General features: G+C 30.2%; 16 protein-coding genes and 1 rRNA gene. 7 read left to right on the top strand and 10 right to left on the bottom strand.

Annotated elements, in window-relative coordinates; translation table 11 throughout:
- A 16S ribosomal RNA gene (locus MRZ80_RS06450) occupies positions 1–334 on the bottom strand; the annotation flags it as partial.
- A 590-nt stretch (positions 335–924) separates the two neighbouring features.
- Here MRZ80_RS06450 and MRZ80_RS06455 point away from each other — a divergent pair.
- Positions 925–1,272 carry a carboxymuconolactone decarboxylase family protein gene (locus MRZ80_RS06455; protein ID WP_292537514.1) on the top strand — a complete coding sequence of 116 codons (348 nt, stop codon included), beginning with the start codon at positions 925–927 and terminating at the stop codon, positions 1,270–1,272.
- A gap of 44 nt (positions 1,273–1,316) precedes the next feature.
- On the opposite strand, the gene MRZ80_RS06460 is transcribed toward MRZ80_RS06455, so the two are convergent.
- Genes MRZ80_RS06460 through MRZ80_RS06475 form a run of 4 tightly spaced genes read right to left on the bottom strand, consistent with a single transcriptional unit; the run spans position 1,317 to position 3,948 of the window.
- On the bottom strand, positions 1,317–2,054 hold the full coding sequence (locus MRZ80_RS06460) for a carboxymuconolactone decarboxylase family protein (RefSeq protein WP_292537516.1): 738 nt from the start codon (positions 2,052–2,054) through the stop codon (positions 1,317–1,319).
- A gap of 37 nt (positions 2,055–2,091) precedes the next feature.
- Positions 2,092–2,643 (bottom strand): DNA-3-methyladenine glycosylase I, encoded by a 552-nt coding sequence (locus tag MRZ80_RS06465; RefSeq protein ID WP_292537517.1) that lies wholly within the window; start codon positions 2,641–2,643, stop codon positions 2,092–2,094.
- A gap of 14 nt (positions 2,644–2,657) precedes the next feature.
- Positions 2,658–3,671: a uroporphyrinogen decarboxylase family protein gene (locus MRZ80_RS06470; RefSeq protein ID WP_292537519.1), complete on the bottom strand. Its 1,014-nt coding sequence runs from the start codon at positions 3,669–3,671 to the stop codon at positions 2,658–2,660.
- A gap of 22 nt (positions 3,672–3,693) precedes the next feature.
- A complete protein-coding gene (locus tag MRZ80_RS06475; protein WP_292537521.1) occupies positions 3,694–3,948 on the bottom strand; it encodes a hypothetical protein in 255 nt (84 codons plus the stop codon).
- A 195-nt stretch (positions 3,949–4,143) separates the two neighbouring features.
- Here MRZ80_RS06475 and MRZ80_RS06480 point away from each other — a divergent pair, with 195 nt between their 5' ends.
- The 3 genes from MRZ80_RS06480 to MRZ80_RS06490 all read left to right on the top strand — a co-directional run bounded on the left by MRZ80_RS06480 (position 4,144) and on the right by MRZ80_RS06490 (position 7,642).
- Entirely contained in the window at positions 4,144–5,319 is a 1,176-nt protein-coding gene (locus tag MRZ80_RS06480; RefSeq protein WP_292537523.1) for a pseudomurein-binding repeat-containing protein, read from the top strand.
- Positions 5,320–5,532: 213 nt separating this feature from the next.
- Positions 5,533–7,224: an ATP-binding cassette domain-containing protein gene (locus MRZ80_RS06485; RefSeq protein ID WP_292537525.1), complete on the top strand. Its 1,692-nt coding sequence runs from the start codon at positions 5,533–5,535 to the stop codon at positions 7,222–7,224.
- A gap of 25 nt (positions 7,225–7,249) precedes the next feature.
- Positions 7,250–7,642: a universal stress protein gene (locus tag MRZ80_RS06490; protein WP_292537527.1), complete on the top strand. Its 393-nt coding sequence runs from the start codon at positions 7,250–7,252 to the stop codon at positions 7,640–7,642.
- Between the two features lie 39 nt (positions 7,643–7,681).
- On the opposite strand, the gene MRZ80_RS06495 is transcribed toward MRZ80_RS06490, so the two are convergent.
- Positions 7,682–8,764: an adenosylcobinamide amidohydrolase gene (locus MRZ80_RS06495; RefSeq protein WP_292537529.1), complete on the bottom strand. Its 1,083-nt coding sequence runs from the start codon at positions 8,762–8,764 to the stop codon at positions 7,682–7,684.
- A 448-nt stretch (positions 8,765–9,212) separates the two neighbouring features.
- Between MRZ80_RS06495 and MRZ80_RS06500 the strand changes: the two genes are divergently transcribed.
- From MRZ80_RS06500 to MRZ80_RS06510, 3 genes are all read left to right on the top strand, one after another.
- Positions 9,213–9,767, top strand: coding sequence for a nicotinamide-nucleotide adenylyltransferase (locus tag MRZ80_RS06500; protein ID WP_292537530.1), 555 nt, complete (start codon positions 9,213–9,215; stop codon positions 9,765–9,767).
- A gap of 63 nt (positions 9,768–9,830) precedes the next feature.
- Positions 9,831–11,000, top strand: coding sequence for an HD domain-containing protein (locus MRZ80_RS06505; protein WP_292537532.1), 1,170 nt, complete (start codon positions 9,831–9,833; stop codon positions 10,998–11,000).
- Between the two features lie 5 nt (positions 11,001–11,005).
- Entirely contained in the window at positions 11,006–11,245 is a 240-nt protein-coding gene (locus MRZ80_RS06510; RefSeq protein ID WP_292537533.1) for a pseudomurein-binding repeat-containing protein, read from the top strand.
- Between the two features lie 304 nt (positions 11,246–11,549).
- On the opposite strand, the gene guaB is transcribed toward MRZ80_RS06510, so the two are convergent.
- From guaB to MRZ80_RS06530, 4 genes are all read right to left on the bottom strand, one after another.
- Complete coding sequence (gene guaB / locus MRZ80_RS06515; RefSeq protein ID WP_292537668.1) at positions 11,550–13,040, bottom strand: IMP dehydrogenase; 1,491 nt, start codon at positions 13,038–13,040, stop codon at positions 11,550–11,552.
- Positions 13,041–13,175: 135 nt separating this feature from the next.
- On the bottom strand, positions 13,176–13,880 hold the full coding sequence (locus MRZ80_RS06520) for a (5-formylfuran-3-yl)methyl phosphate synthase (RefSeq protein ID WP_292537535.1): 705 nt from the start codon (positions 13,878–13,880) through the stop codon (positions 13,176–13,178).
- 26 nt (positions 13,881–13,906) lie between these two features.
- The gene (locus MRZ80_RS06525) at positions 13,907–14,056 is read right to left on the bottom strand and encodes a hypothetical protein (RefSeq protein WP_292537536.1); all 150 of its coding nucleotides are present in this window, start codon (positions 14,054–14,056) and stop codon (positions 13,907–13,909) included.
- A 41-nt stretch (positions 14,057–14,097) separates the two neighbouring features.
- Positions 14,098–15,651: a phenylalanine--tRNA ligase subunit alpha gene (locus MRZ80_RS06530; protein ID WP_292537537.1), complete on the bottom strand. Its 1,554-nt coding sequence runs from the start codon at positions 15,649–15,651 to the stop codon at positions 14,098–14,100.
- Positions 15,652–15,662: the final 11 nt, after the last annotated feature.

Consider the following 15,662-nt stretch of genomic DNA (forward strand, 5'->3'; position numbering starts at 1 on the left):
TGCTGCACCCCGTAGGGTCTGGAACCTTGTCTCAGGTTCCATCTCCGGGCTCTTGCTCTCACAACCCGTACCGATCATCGGCTTGGTGGGCCTTTACCCCACCAACGACCTAATCAGCCGCAGATCTATCCTTAGGCGAAAAACGTTTCATAAGCAAACCATTGCAGGCATAGCTTAATATCCAGTATTATCTTCAGTTTCCCAAAGTTATCCCAGTCCTAAGGGTAAGTTATCCACGTGTTACTGAGCCGTATGCCATGAATATGAATTCATTCGACTTGCATGGCTTAATCGAATCCCAATAGCAGTAGCTTCCGCCAGGATCAAACGGATTTACACATTTAATGTTGTAAATCAGTATCAATCTAAGCAGATTTTGTAGTAATTTACACACTGTTTTTATATTGTCTAGTAAATAAGAAGTATTTATTAGAAAAGTACAAAAAATTTCTTTTAAACTTAAAAAAAATCTAGCAGTTTTTTCACAATACATTATTTGCGGATGTATTGCACCACACAACCAAACTTTTAAACACAGTTATGTTTTCAAAGTTTTAGTTGTCTACACTTTGCGTTTAACATACATCAAACTAAATCACTACTTGAATTTCAAGTAGCTTTACTTTAGCTTTCAATATTATAAATGTTTCGTTATAATATAATAAGAAATATTATTGCTACACTTGGAAAAAACATTCAATCATAACAAAACATACTTAATGTTTTTGTTCATGTGTCTCGCTTTTTGTAGCACATACTATTCTCACAACACCTACCTTAACAATATAATTAGAAAATATTGCATAAATAATTAATTGAAAATACATGAAAAAATAACAGAAAATTAATTACTAAAAAACTATTTTAGAGTTAAAATTAATATTATCAAATATCTAAAAAGAAACATTTTAAAGGTGATTTATAATGGATGAAAATATGCAGAAATTTGCAAGTTCCCACATGCAACTTTTAAAAGAAGATTTTCCAGATCTTCACAAAAACATGATGGACTTTAAAAAAATAATATTTGAAGATAGTACTGTTGATAAAAGAACATTAAAACTTGTTGCAATTGCACTTACAGCAGCATCAGATTCTGAAATGCCTATACGTAAACAAATGAGTACAGGTATAAAACAATTTGGTTTTACAAAAGAAGAAATTATGGATGTTTTAAAACTTGTACTTTTAGTATCTGGAAAACCAGGATTTCTAAAAGCTGTAGGTATTATGTATGATGAACTTGAAAAACAAGGAAAACTTGATGAGTAAATAAAATTCTCATCATAATCCCCTCTTATATATTACTATTTTTTTTATTCTAATTTATTTAATACAGCTAGTACATTATGTATTCTTGGAAAACCTATGTATGGTATTAGTATCATTATCATTGCAATTAATTGATCATCACTAAATCCTACACTTTTACATCCTCTTAGATGTATTTCTAGTTGTGGTTCACATCCACGCATTGATATTAGTATTGCTATGGTTATTATTTCTCTTTGTTTATCATCTAGTCCTCCTCTTGCATAGAAGTCTCCAAATCCAAATTCTGAGATATAGTCCCATAGTCTTCTCTGATTTTGTTGTGTTGCTTGTATTTGATCTTCCATCCATTGTTTTCCATAATGTTGTTGTTGTATTTTATATCCTTCTTGTTTTCTGGTTTTTTGTGTTACTGTTGATTGTCCTGGTAGTGGTAGTGTTACTCCTTTTTCATCAAATACATTGTTTGTTATATCTATAAATTCATACATCTTTCCTATTCCAAGATATACTATTGACTGATATAACATTTCTTTTACTATGATTGGATCTAATCCTTCAACTATTGCCTCTGTTAGTATCTTTTCATATAACTTATGTGATTGATTTGCAATTAGTGTTGAAAGTATTAGTAGCATTCTTTCTGTAAATGTGATTTTTTCATATTCTTCTTTCAGATCATTTACTATGAAATTGTCTAGTATTTCAACTAGTTCTGGATCTGTATCTTTTAGTTGTGTGTCATATATTGAGATTTGTTCGATAATTTCATTATTTTCCATTTTTTCCCACTCTTTTCTAATCTTTTTTTTATAATTACTATTTTTTATACATGAAACAATCTGGTGTATGTGAATTTATCACACCTATTGCTTGGAGGTATGAATAGATTGTTATTGATCCTGTAAATTTCATTCCACGTTTTTTAAGATCATCTGATAGTCTATCTGAGATCTCATTTTGTGTTTTATCATATTCATAGATTATTTCATCTTGTATAAAATTTTTTAGATAATTATAAAAACTTCCATATTCATCTACTATTTGTTTGTATATTTTTGAGTTTTCTACTGATGCATTTATTTTAAGTTTGTTTCGTATGATGTCTTTGTTTTCATATAGTTGTTGTTTTTTTGTTTCATCATATTTTATTATCTTATCTATGTTGAAGTTATCATATGCATCTTTGAATGCTTTTCTTTTATTTAGTATGATTTCCCAGCTTAGTCCTGCCTGGAATGTTTCTAGTATGAACATTTCATATAGGTATTGTTCATCTTTTGTTTGTTGTCCCCATTCTTCATCATGATATTTTACATACTGGGGATTTTTCATGTTACACCATTTACATCTAGTCTTTTCTTCTGTCATGTCACATACTCTAATTATTGTTGGTAGTATTCATCTCTTGCTTTTATCATTTCATGTACATTTTCTTCAGGCGTATATGGTGGTACAGAACAGCTTGATGCTACTATGTCAATACCTTTATTTAGTGCTGTTTTTACCTCAGTATTTATCTGTGTTTTATCACCTAGTAGTAATGTTTTTGTTGAAACATTTCCACATACCTTTGTTTTTGATTGTGTTTTTGTTCTTTGTTCATTTACATAGTCAAGATCTACTATATTTTCTATACTTATTGCATCATAGTTACATGTTAGCATATCTTCTATTATTTCTGTTGAATTTCCACATACATGTAATATACTATGTGATTGTATTGAATCTGCAATATATTCTACTTCTTCTTTTATGAGTTTTTTAAATATTTTAGGATCAAGCAAGTCACATGAACAGCTTGGTTCACATATACATATTGCAGATGGGTTGTGTTTATCAATTTCTTCACAAAACATTATTAGTGCTTCTGTTATGACACTTATTGCTTCTTCTATTTCAAAGTACTCTGTTTTTATGTATTTGAGTAGATCTTCAATTCCTAGTAGTTGTCCAAGTAGTGTAAATGGTCCTACTACTCCTACTATTAATGGTACATCTGGATATTGCATGTTTATTTTATCCATTGCATCAAAGAGTATTTTCATACGTGATGAGTCTGTGAAGTTTTCTGGTATTTCTATGTCTTCTGGTTTGCTAAATGGTGATGATGCTACCTCCGGCATGTTTGATCCATCACGCATATCTATTTCACATCCAAATGATTGTGATTCTATTGTCATGTCAAATGGTATGTTTATTCCCTCAATTTTTGATGTATTATATGGTGCTGTTGCAAGTTTTACCATATCATCTACATTAAGGTGTGCTTCTGGAAATTGCACATCTAGATTTTGTCTGTATTTTATCAGATTTATTGTTGTTATTGGTGCTACTATTGTTTTTTCATTGTTGTTTTTATCATCTAGTATATCTGAAAATTTCTCTCTTAGTGTCATATTTATTATCTCACATCTAATTTTATTCGTCTTGTTTGTCTTCTTTTTCTTCTATTTCTGCTAGTTTTGCTTCCATTTTTGCAAATACTGTGTTTGCATCATATTCTCGTTTTCTTTCATCTCGTATATCATCTGGTAGTGGCATGTGAAGACCACATCTTGGACATTTTACTTGTCCTCCTCCACATCCAAATCCACAGTCACAACATCCTGAATTTTCTATGTCAAATTCACATCCACATATGTCACATGTTACCATATAATTATCATATTCCATAGGATTCACTCCCCCATTTTTTTAAGTATTGTAATTTTGTTTGAATTTAAAATTTTATTTTTATCTATATTATTGTTATATGTATATATGTTAAATATTTTTTAATATCTATAATAGTATTAATATATAATGTATTATATAACCAAGAAAAAGAAATTTTTAATATTATTTTTTCCTTTAGGAGGGAGGTAAGTTTTGAGTAAATTTAAATCAAAGATGGAACTTTTTATAGTTCTAATTTTAGTATTTGCATCAGTACTTCAATGTGTTAGTGCAACTAGTGTATTTCTAACATCTGATAATATTGGAGGATCTGATAATGACTTTGAAATGCTTAATGAAATTAAAGATTATATTATGGAATTTTCTAATGGTAAGCTTGATGTTATAGTTGACCCTGAATCTTCAACTCCTGGTGAGGGTACTCGTGCAATTGAAAGTAATTGTGATGTTAGTGTTAATTTTGCCGCTGTTGATTGTGGTAATTTGAAGCTTCTTGCTAAGTATTCAGCAGGTAGTGATAAACAGGTAATATTTGTTAATACTGGAAATCTTGACCTTGAAAGTCGTGATTTTATTAAAAGAGCATGGGATGATAATTATTCAGAAACATCTTTTGCTGCAATTGCAAGTCCTTCAAAGTTTTTAGATGATGCTGGTATTAGTTATATTCAGCCTCTTAAGAAGTTTCCAAATGCAGCATCAGATGGTGTATATACAAGATCTCAAAGTGATGTAAATAAGTATATTGCACAGGAAGTTGTTAATTCAATTAATAGCTATGATGCATCAGAATCTAAAAGTTATGATGAATCTCTTATATTAAAACATAATCTTCAACCACAAGTTATGGCAGAGGCAAGTAGTGCATATCTTGAAAGTAACACAACAGATAGTAGCATGAATGATACATATAATTCATATTCTCAGGCTCAACTTCTCTATCTTACATCATCATATCTTAATGGTAGTGCTCTTGTTGATCCTAAAGATTATGATGCACCATCAAATCCTCTTAAGTATTCATTTCTTACAAAGGATAGTTATTCCTACTATGACTATGTAAATATGGCAAAAACAACACAACAGTATATGAATGAAAATGGTCGTGCACCAGACTATATTACATATGAGGGTGCATATATTGGATATTATGACTTGCTTTATAACTTTGCAAAAATTACACAAAATCATACAACAAATTCACAGATGGGATTTGACAGATATTATAGCTTTGATAAGAGTAATGATTCAATACTTATAAATATGCTTCCTGTTGCAATTGTTGGAATTATAGTACTTGTTGTATTATATGCAATTAGGTCAATTTTCAGACGAAGATCACAAAGAAATAGACGTCGACGTTACTAAAGAAAAATTATATTCTCCTCTCCACACTTTTTTTTATACTTACTTTTTTTTAAATTACTGATTTAATTTTTAGAAAATTATTAAATTAGAAGATATAAATTAATAATATATAATAATGATGTTTTAGAGAAAAAATTTAAAAAAAAATTATAAAATTTAATTATTATTTTTCATTTTATAAAAAAAAATTATATTGGGAGATTAACAGGTAATATGATTAAAATTGAACATCTAACTAAAATATATAAATTAAATGATAATAGTATGATTAAAGCACTTGATGATGTAAGCTTTACTGTTGAAGATGGTGAAATTTATGGTATTATGGGAATTAGTGGATCTGGAAAAACAACTCTAATGCGTATACTAAGAGGTGTTGAAGGATTCGATGAAGGAACAATAACAATAGATGATACACAAATTACACCTGAAAATTATCGTGAACACCAAAATATGCTTAAAGAACAAAGTGCAATTCACCTACAAAGATCATTTGGATTATGGTCAAAAACAGTACTTGAAAATATAATTCATAAAATGGTAGGACTTAAAACTGGTGATGAAACAACTGTATTTATTAATGATGATGTAATTGAAGAATATAAAGATGAAGCACTTGATATTCTTGATACTGTAGGACTTAAACATAAGGCTGATCATTTTGCACCAGTACTTAGTGGTGGAGAAAAACAAAGACTTGTACTTGCACGTCAACTTATTAAGAAACCTAAACTTCTTCTTCTTGATGAACCTGCAACAATGAGCAGTCCTAAACTTAAAGATGAAATTCTTAAAACAATTAAGAAAATCAATGAAAAATATGGTACAACAGTTATTGTAGTATCACACATGCCAGAGGTACATATGGCTATTTCTGATCGTGTAATGCTTATATATAATGGTAAAGTTGAAAAAGTTGATGCACCTAAAGTTATTGTTGATGAATTTCTTGCACAAAAAGAGGATGAATATCCACTTGCAAAATGTGAAAATACAGATCCTATTATAAAGGTTCGCAATCTTACAAAAGACTTCTACTTATATCGTGGTGGTCATGTTCTTACAATTGAGGATGTGAACTTTGATGTATATGAATCTGAAATTGTTGCACTTGTTGGTAAAAGTGGAGCTGGAAAAACTGGTATTCTTCGTATGATTGCAGGATTTGATGATGCAGATAGTGGATCTATTGAAATACGTTGTGATGATACTTTTACTCGTATGGATGATTATGGTGAAAATCGTATGAAAATCCGTAAAAATCTTGGATTTATGCATCAGGACTTTAGTCTTTCACCAAATTCCACACTTCTTGAGCAGATGTCTACAAGACTTGCACCAAAAACACAGCAAGGATTTGAAAATGCAATTAAAAAGGCTGAGGAATTCAACTTATCTCGTGAATCTCTTGATATAATCTATCAGTTAACTGATCTTTCACGTGATGAGGCTATTACAAAACTTGAAAAGGTAAATCTTTCACCTGAAATTCTTAATATATTATTCCCACCTCTTACACTTGAAGATACAATAGATTATATGGCACCTATATTTGAGGCACTTGACTTACCTCTTCCACTCTTAAATCGTAAGTTTACAGAACTTTCTGGTGGACAAAAGGTTCGTGCTGCAATTGCTGCATCACTTGCATCAAATCCTGACATATTAATTCTTGATGAACCATTTGGTGATCTTGACCCTGTAACTCTTCGTATAGTTGCAAATTCACTTAAACAAATAAACCAGGAACTTGGTACTACAATTGTTATTGTAAGCCATACAATGGATTTCATCAAAGAAGTTGCAATGCGTGCAATTCTTATTGAAGATGGTAAAGTTATAGATGTTGGAGATGCAACAGAAATTGTTGATGAATTTATAGCAAAAGAGGAAAGTGAAGAATAAAATATTAGATGGAGTTGATTGTGTTATGTTTGAGAAAATTCTTGTTCCTATTGATGGATCTGAAATATCAAAAAAAGCAGTAAGTAAGGCTGTTGAGATGGCAAAAGAGTTAGGCTCTACTATTGTTGTTGCAAATATTATGAATCAGAAAAATAGTTTTTCATTTGATATGCAAGATGATGAATCTAGAGATTTTGTCAGTGCAATGGTTGACTATATTAAAGGTGAGGATGTTGCTGTTGAAAGTATGATCTTATTTGGTAGTCCTGAGTTTGATATTGAAAAAGTTGCACGTAAAAGTGAAGCTGATGTAATGCTTCTTGGATGTAATGTTAAAGAAAGTCTTGATGATCCTATTGGAAGTTTTACTAAAGCTTCAATTAGACATGTTAAACTTCCAATTATTCTTATAAAATAAGTAATATTTTATTTTTAATATTACTTATTCTTCTTTTTCTTATTTTTTTGATAGTATTATTTTATTTAGTTTTTCATTAATTATTTCAACCACATAACTTATAATGTCACTTTTTTGTTGTATCTTACATTCATTATTTATATGCATATAGTTTTCAGTAAGTAATTTAATAATTCCACCTACATCACCTATTGAAAGTAGACCATTTTCTACTTCATCTGCAAGATTTATAATCATACTAACCCATGCAATATTTTCACAATCATCACAAAAATCATATAATACAGATGCATAATCAGCTATATCAACATCATATTTATATGCATCATATAACACATCAAAATCAACATTAAATCTTGAAAGACGACTAAGAACATTTGCCTGATAATCAGGTGACATTGCAGTTTGAAGATATAAAGCCTTAAATGTAGCAGTACGTACAGCCTTTGCAATAACCTCTCCTAGTTTTGAATGCTTTCCTGCATTTTCAAGATGATTATCAGATGATTTATTTGAAATAACACATATACCATCAGTACCAGTACCTGTTGCAATATTTTCAGAATACTGACTTTCAAGCTTTAAATCCATAAGAGTAGATGATTTTGCCTCAGTTGCCGTTATAATAGCATTAATTAATGTACCAGCCTCTAGGTTTGCATCAATAAAAAGTATAATATTAATAGTTCCCACATTCTCATAGCTATGATCATATTCATAAAATGATGCACTATCACCTGCCTTAATACCATTTTTATCAGCACCAGCTGTAACTACTGCTACAACCTTAACATCACGATATATGACAGTTTCAATTGCATAATTATCCATACATGCAGATGTTATAAGACCAGCAGAACGACTACTATCAAGACCCAGATCTTCCATTACCAACTTTTGATAATCACAAAAATCCATAGTGTCAATTATCTTGTAATCTTCACATTCAACAGTCTGATTTAGAATATGTTTCATATTCTCATGATATCCACCATTATGCCATGAGGAGATCATAACATTATTTTGACATTTAAGATCAAAAACTATAGATTTATGATGAATATTTACATCAATATTATTATCTGAGTAAATATTTCTAAAATAGTAATTATTTTTTAACATGATAAAAAAATTCATCCCTAATTAAATTATTAATATAATTAGTATGTTTTAAAAAAAGTAGTATAATAAAGTTTTTATATAAAAGAGAATAGTCCTTAGCGGAGTCGAACCGCTGTCACAAGATCCAGAGTCTCGTAGGATTGCCACTACCCTAAAGGACTATTTATTACTGGAATATGAAACCATAATAATTTCATATCTATATAATAAATATGTTATGTTTAAATATTTAAATTTTATTAATATAATGAAATAAAAGATAAAACTTAATAATATTAAATAATTTTCATAAAAACTAATCTACTTTTTAGAATAAATTATGATTTTTGTAATTTTTTTAGGATTTTTCTATCATTTGTATAATATTTTTTATTAAACTATATATATTAATAAAAATCAATATTTAATCAATTAATTTAAAATAAATTTATATAATAGGTATTAAAAGATGAAAAGAGACTTAATAGTTGGAAGAATGCAACCAGTACATAAAGGACATCTAAATGTAATTCAAGAAACACTAGATGAAGTTGATGAACTAATTATTGGTATTGGAAGTGCTGAAAAAAGCCACACATTATCAAATCCTTTTACTGGTGGAGAAAGAGTATTGATGCTAACAAAAGCTTTAAGAGAATATGATATAGATCCATCAAAATACTACATCATACCACTTGAAGACATAGCATGTAACTCTCTATGGGTTGGTCATGTGAAAATGTTAACACCACCATTTCGTAAAGTAATATCAGGAAATGCTCTTGTAAAACAATTATTTGCAGAAGAAAACATACCACACAAACAACCACACCTATTTAATAGAGAAGAATACTCAGGAACAGAGGTAAGACGAAGAATACTTAACAATGAAGATTGGCAATCACTTCTACCAAAATCTGTTGTTAAAGTAATTGAAGAAATTAAAGGTATAGAACGTATACGTAACATTGCCCAAAAAGAAGTTAGTGAAATAGCTTATGAAAAAAAGACTAATCAAAACTAGGCATTTTTACATGGCAAAAAAACTTTAGAATTGGGAAAGTTAAAATAAGAAGATGGTTACATTATGGGATTTATAAGAGATAGTATTCATGGTGATCTACACCTAACTGACTTTGAACTTGAAATTCTAGATACTGTTGAAATGCAGAGACTACGACGTATCAAACAGTTAGGATTTACTAATCTAATATATCCTGGAGCTAATCATACAAGATTTGAACATTCAATAGGAACTCTACACTTAGCTGATAAACTTGCAAGAAGACTCAACCTTGATAGTGAAATTATTGAATTGTTAAGAATATGTGGACTACTTCATGATATAGGACACACACCCTTTTCTCATGTAACAGAAAGAGTACTTAAAAATGACCATGAAACTAATACAAAGGAAATAATAAAAAACTCAACAATAACAGATATACTAAATAAGAAAATTGACCCAGAACTTGTCGTAAATATTGTAGATGGAAAAACTAAGTACGGAAAAATAATAACAGGAGATCTTGATGTAGATCGTATGGATTATCTTAAACGTGATTCATACTATACAGGTGTTGCATATGGAATAATTGATACAGAACGATTGCTCTACAGCCTAAAATATCATGAAAATGAGCTTGTACTTTCATCAAAAGGTGTTCAGGCTGCAGAGTCAACTCTTCTTGCACGTTATTTCATGTATCCTACAGTATATCAACATCATACAACACGTATTGTTAATGGAATGTTTAGAGTAGCACTTAAATGTCTACTTGATGATAAGGCAGTAACAGAAGATGAACTTAAATATCTTGATGATGGAGATCTTATAAATATTGCACGAAATCATGATGGTATTGTTAAAAAGACTATGGAAAATATTGATACACGACACCTCTACAAGAAGACTGATTCAATAACACTTAGTCTGTATGAGGATCCTGAGAAAATTGTTAATATGAAAAAGAAATACTTAACACAAGCAGAAGAAGAAATAGCACAAGACCTTAATATAGATCCACAAGAGGTAATTATTGACATACCAGAGGAATTATCATATAAGAAAATGTCAATACAAGTTGAAACACCAGACGGTCTTAAGGCACTTAGTGAGGTTTCAACAATAATACAATCACTAAAAAAGGCTCAGTATAACTATGCTGATGTTGCACTATTTATGTCAGAGGAAAATAAACAAAAAGCTATTAATAAGAACATAAAAATAGATAATTATCTTAACTTACCAGTGTGATAGGTATGAAGTATGAAAGAAAAGTAAAAAAAGAACTTAGCAAATCTGAATATTCAAAGTTTATAAAAGAAGTAATAAATTATAATCAGGATCATAGAGAACTTGCACAGTATATTCTTATTGATGATACTAAAGTTTTCAAAAATGAATATGTTGAAGCTATAGAATCTGTAAATAAGTTCATACTAGAAAATGGTCGTGAACCTGAAAAAGTAACAATCTATGAAAAACATAATCATTCATAGATTAAAATTTAGAAGTTGAAAAAAAATTAGTTGTGAATATTTTAACCACCAGAAATAACCTTTTTTTATTTTCTCTTTTTTTTATTATTTTTACATTGAAAAAATTAATTTTATAGAAAAAATAGTATCATTTCTTTATTTTTAGGCGGAGATCAAATATCTATTTTAAAAAAAATAATAAAAAATAAAAGGATAATTTTAACCCCAGATATCTAAATTTGATATCAACTTATAAAAAAAAAGATGGGGAAAATAAATTTGGGGGAGAATTTAATTTATTTATTTTTATAGTTAATCTTTGAATTTAACTTCTTGGATTGTAGTTTGGACTTTCATTTGTAATTGTTACATCGTGTGGATGACTTTCAGACATACCATTAGGTGTAATATGTACAAGTTCTGCTTTTTCATGCATTTCCTGAATTGATGCTGCACCAACATATCCCATTGATGATTTAAGACCACCCATAAGTTGATATACAATTTGACTTGCAGCTCCTTTATATGGTACAACTCCTTCAATACCTTCAGGTACAAGTTTTGTTGAATTCATGTTACTACTACTGTTTGTTGAGTTCTGGAAGTAACGATCTTTACCAGCACCAACACCACCAGTCATAGCACCAAGAGATCCCATTCCACGGTATTGTTTATATTTACGTCCATTTCTTATTGTCATTTCACCAGGTGATTCTTTAGTACCTGCAAGAAGACTTCCTACCATAACAGCATTTGCTCCTACAGATAATGCTTTTGCAATATCACCAGAATAACGTAGACCACCATCAGCAATTACAGGTACACCATAGTCTTCTGCTACATCTGCAACACTTGAAACTGCACTAAGCTGTGGAACTCCTACACCTGCTACAATTCTTGTTGTACATATTGAACCAGGACCAATACCTACTTTTATACCGTTAATTTCTGCTTTAAGAATATCTTCTGCTGCTTTTGCTGTTGCAATGTTACCAAGAAGTACATCTGATTCTACATTTTTATTCATTTCACGAACTGATTCTATAATATCTGTTTTATGTCCATGTGCACTGTCAATTGCAATAATATCTGCACCAGCATCACTAAGTGCCATTGCACGATCCATATCAAACGGTCCACATGCAGCTGCAACCATGTATGCTCCTTTTTTATCTCTTGCTGCATTTGGATATTTTTTATGTTCAAGAATATCTTTCATTGTTACAATACCAACAAGTTCACTATTATCTGAAACAACAGGAAGTCTTTCAACTTTATTTTCATATGCAACATCAAGTGCATCTGCTGTATCTGTACCTTCTGCAATTGTTACAACGTTTTGTGTCATAAATTCTGATACTTTACGATTTAGGTGACGTCCATGTAATGGTTTTACATCACGACGACTTATAATACCAACAACAACATCGTTATCATCAACTACTGGAAGTCCGCTGATTTCTTCAAAGTCCATGATGTCTTTTGCTTCACTTACTGTTTCATCAGGTGATATTGTTATAACTTCACGTACTGTTAATTCATTTGAAAGTTTTACTTTTTTAACTTCTTTTACTTCATCTTCAATTGTAAGATTTCTGTGGATAACACCAAGTCCACCTTCACGTGCAAGTGCTATTGCCATTGGTGCTTCTGTTACTGTATCCATTGCTGAACTTACAACAGGTATGTTTAATTCATAGTTTGTTGAAACCTGTGTTTTAAGTGTAACATCTTTAGGTTCAATTGATGATAATCCTGGTTTTATAAGGAAGTCATCATAGGTGTATGTATCTTCAGCTTTTGTTAATTTATCCATATATTTGCTCAAATTATAATCCCCCATTTTTTTAATAATTTTTACATCTTTCTGAAAATAAGTTTTTATTTTTAAAATAAAAAAAAATTTAATAAAAAAAAAATATATTAGTATTATTTTTATTTAATATAATAATTAAATGTTAGCTTTTAATTGTTCAACTAATTTATGATCAATTGTTCCATTATTACGATCATTACCTGTACATACACAGCCACGAACACCCATAATGTCACAATTAATAGATTCTAGCATTTCAATATCATTAGCATTTACAGATCCTGCAAGTGCTACTTTAAGACCATAACTATGTGAAATATCAGTAAATTCTTTTAATTGCTCAGAATTCAGGTGATCTGTAAGTCTATGACCATCTTTTATGTATGTATCAAGCATTGCAAGATCACAGCCACTATCATGTGCTACTTCTGGAATATCCATATATTCAACAGATCCAACTTTATATGCATCAGCATATCCACATGCAACAACAGTAATGGATTCATCATATTCTTTAACTGTTCTTACAACAGCTTCCATTACTTCCATTGCTTCATCATAGTTTTCAGGCCCATAAAGTCCTACTTTTACATAGTTTGAACCTGAAACTGCACATCCTAGTGCTGCAAGTGATACTGTACCAGGTTTATATGGTACATCACCTATTGTTGTACTTACAATCATATCTTCATCTGCAAAATCACTAATTTCACGGATAACCCATGGGAAGTTTGCACCAAGTGATCCTTCCTTAGGATTTTTCACATCAAGTATGTCTGCTCCACCTTTTACTGCTTGTTTTGCTTCATCTATATTTATTGCACTTACTAGTAATTCCATCCTAAAAACCACACCATTAATAATTTTTAGAATACTTTTAATTCTTTTAGAAGTTTATCTCTTTCTTTTTTAAGTTGATCAATTTTATCCTTGTTTTCATCTTTATTTTCTTTTTCTAACATTTTTATTGTGTTTGTTACTGCTTCAAGATTAAGTTCTAATGTATTGTATACCATAATATTTTTCCTCCATCAAATTTTTTTTATTTTATATATTTCTAGAATTGTTTTATGTTACATGTAACAGGTAAGTTTCTAAGCCATCCAATGTCACTTTGATATAACATACGTATATCTTCAATTCCATATCTCATCATTGCAAGTCTTTCAATTCCAAGACCAAATGCTGCAACCTGGGTTTCTACACCTAGTGGTTCAAGTACTTCTGGTCTGAACATTCCAGATCCACCAAGTTCCATCCAGCTTTTCTTTTCTGGAACATATATTTCAGATTCAACTGATAAGTAGGTGTATGGGAAGTATGCAGGTCTGAATCTTACTTTAAATCCTAGTTTTTTATAGAATTGTTTAAGAATTCCTAGAAGATTTTTAAAGCTCATATCTTCTCCTGCAACAATACCTTCTACCTGGTGGAATTCAGGGAGATGTTTGTAGTTGATTGTTTCTCGTCTAAATACACGTCCTACTGAGAACATTTTAAGTGGTGGTTCATTTTCACTTAGATGTCTTACAGATAATCCTGTTGTATGTGTTCTTAGAACGATCTGTTTTGCAACTTCTTCATTCCACTGGTATTTCCATCCTTCTGATCCTGTATTTCCACCATGTTCATGTTCTGCTTTTGTCATTTCAACAAGTTCACGACTTGGAAGTTCAGCTTTTGGTGGATTTTTTACATAGAATGTATCTTGCATTTCACGTGCTGCATGATCTTGTGGCTGGAATAACATATCAAAGTTCCAGAATGCAGATTCTAGAATTGTTCCTTTTGCTTCATCAAATCCCATATCTATGAAGATGTCACGAATTTCCTCAATTGTCTGCTGAAGTGGATGAATTTTTCCAGGATAGTTTTTTGGTGCTGATGCATTAATATCATATCCACGGTAGTGGAGATTTTTCCATGAACCTGTTTTTAGTTGTTCATGTGTAAGTTGTGTTGCTTCATCTTGTATTTCAAATCCATGATCAAGAATTTGCTCACCAAGATCTTTTAATTTGAAGTCAAAGTCTTGTCTTGATTTAATATTGAAAAGTTCTTTTCTTTTTGAGAACTGTTTTTGTATTTTCTTAAATTCTTCTGGTATTTCATTATCTGCAATATCTTTATGATCTGCTAGGAATTTTAGGAATTTGTTTTCTTCTACATTATCTGTATCTACTTCTTCAGCTTTTGGTTGTATTGCAAGTTTTCCCTGATTCATACGTGCCCATTGGTTACGCATAAGTGTTCCTATTGCAAAGTTCATCTGTTGACGTGTTACTTTTGCTTTTTCTATGATATCATCTATTGCAACTTCACTTTTTCCTTCTTTTTTAAATTGTTGTAATGCTTTTAGAATTCTGTACTCTGGAAGTCCATTTTTTGCATAGTCTTCTCCTTCTTTTGAAAGATTTATGATATCTGTAGAATTTTTATGCATAGATATTATATTTTTACTTGAAAGCATACCTGCTGCACTTGTAACAGCTTTAAGTGGCATTTTTGTTTTCTGTGCTATTTCTTCTGGTGTAAGATTTGAATCTTCTTTTAATTGTTTTAATAATTTTTTTTCATAAAGATGTAATTTATTTATTGTTTTATCTATCATTTTATTGTTAA

Origin of the sequence: Methanosphaera sp. (genome assembly GCF_022768985.1) — an archaeon.
GTDB lineage: Archaea > Methanobacteriota > Methanobacteria > Methanobacteriales > Methanobacteriaceae > Methanosphaera.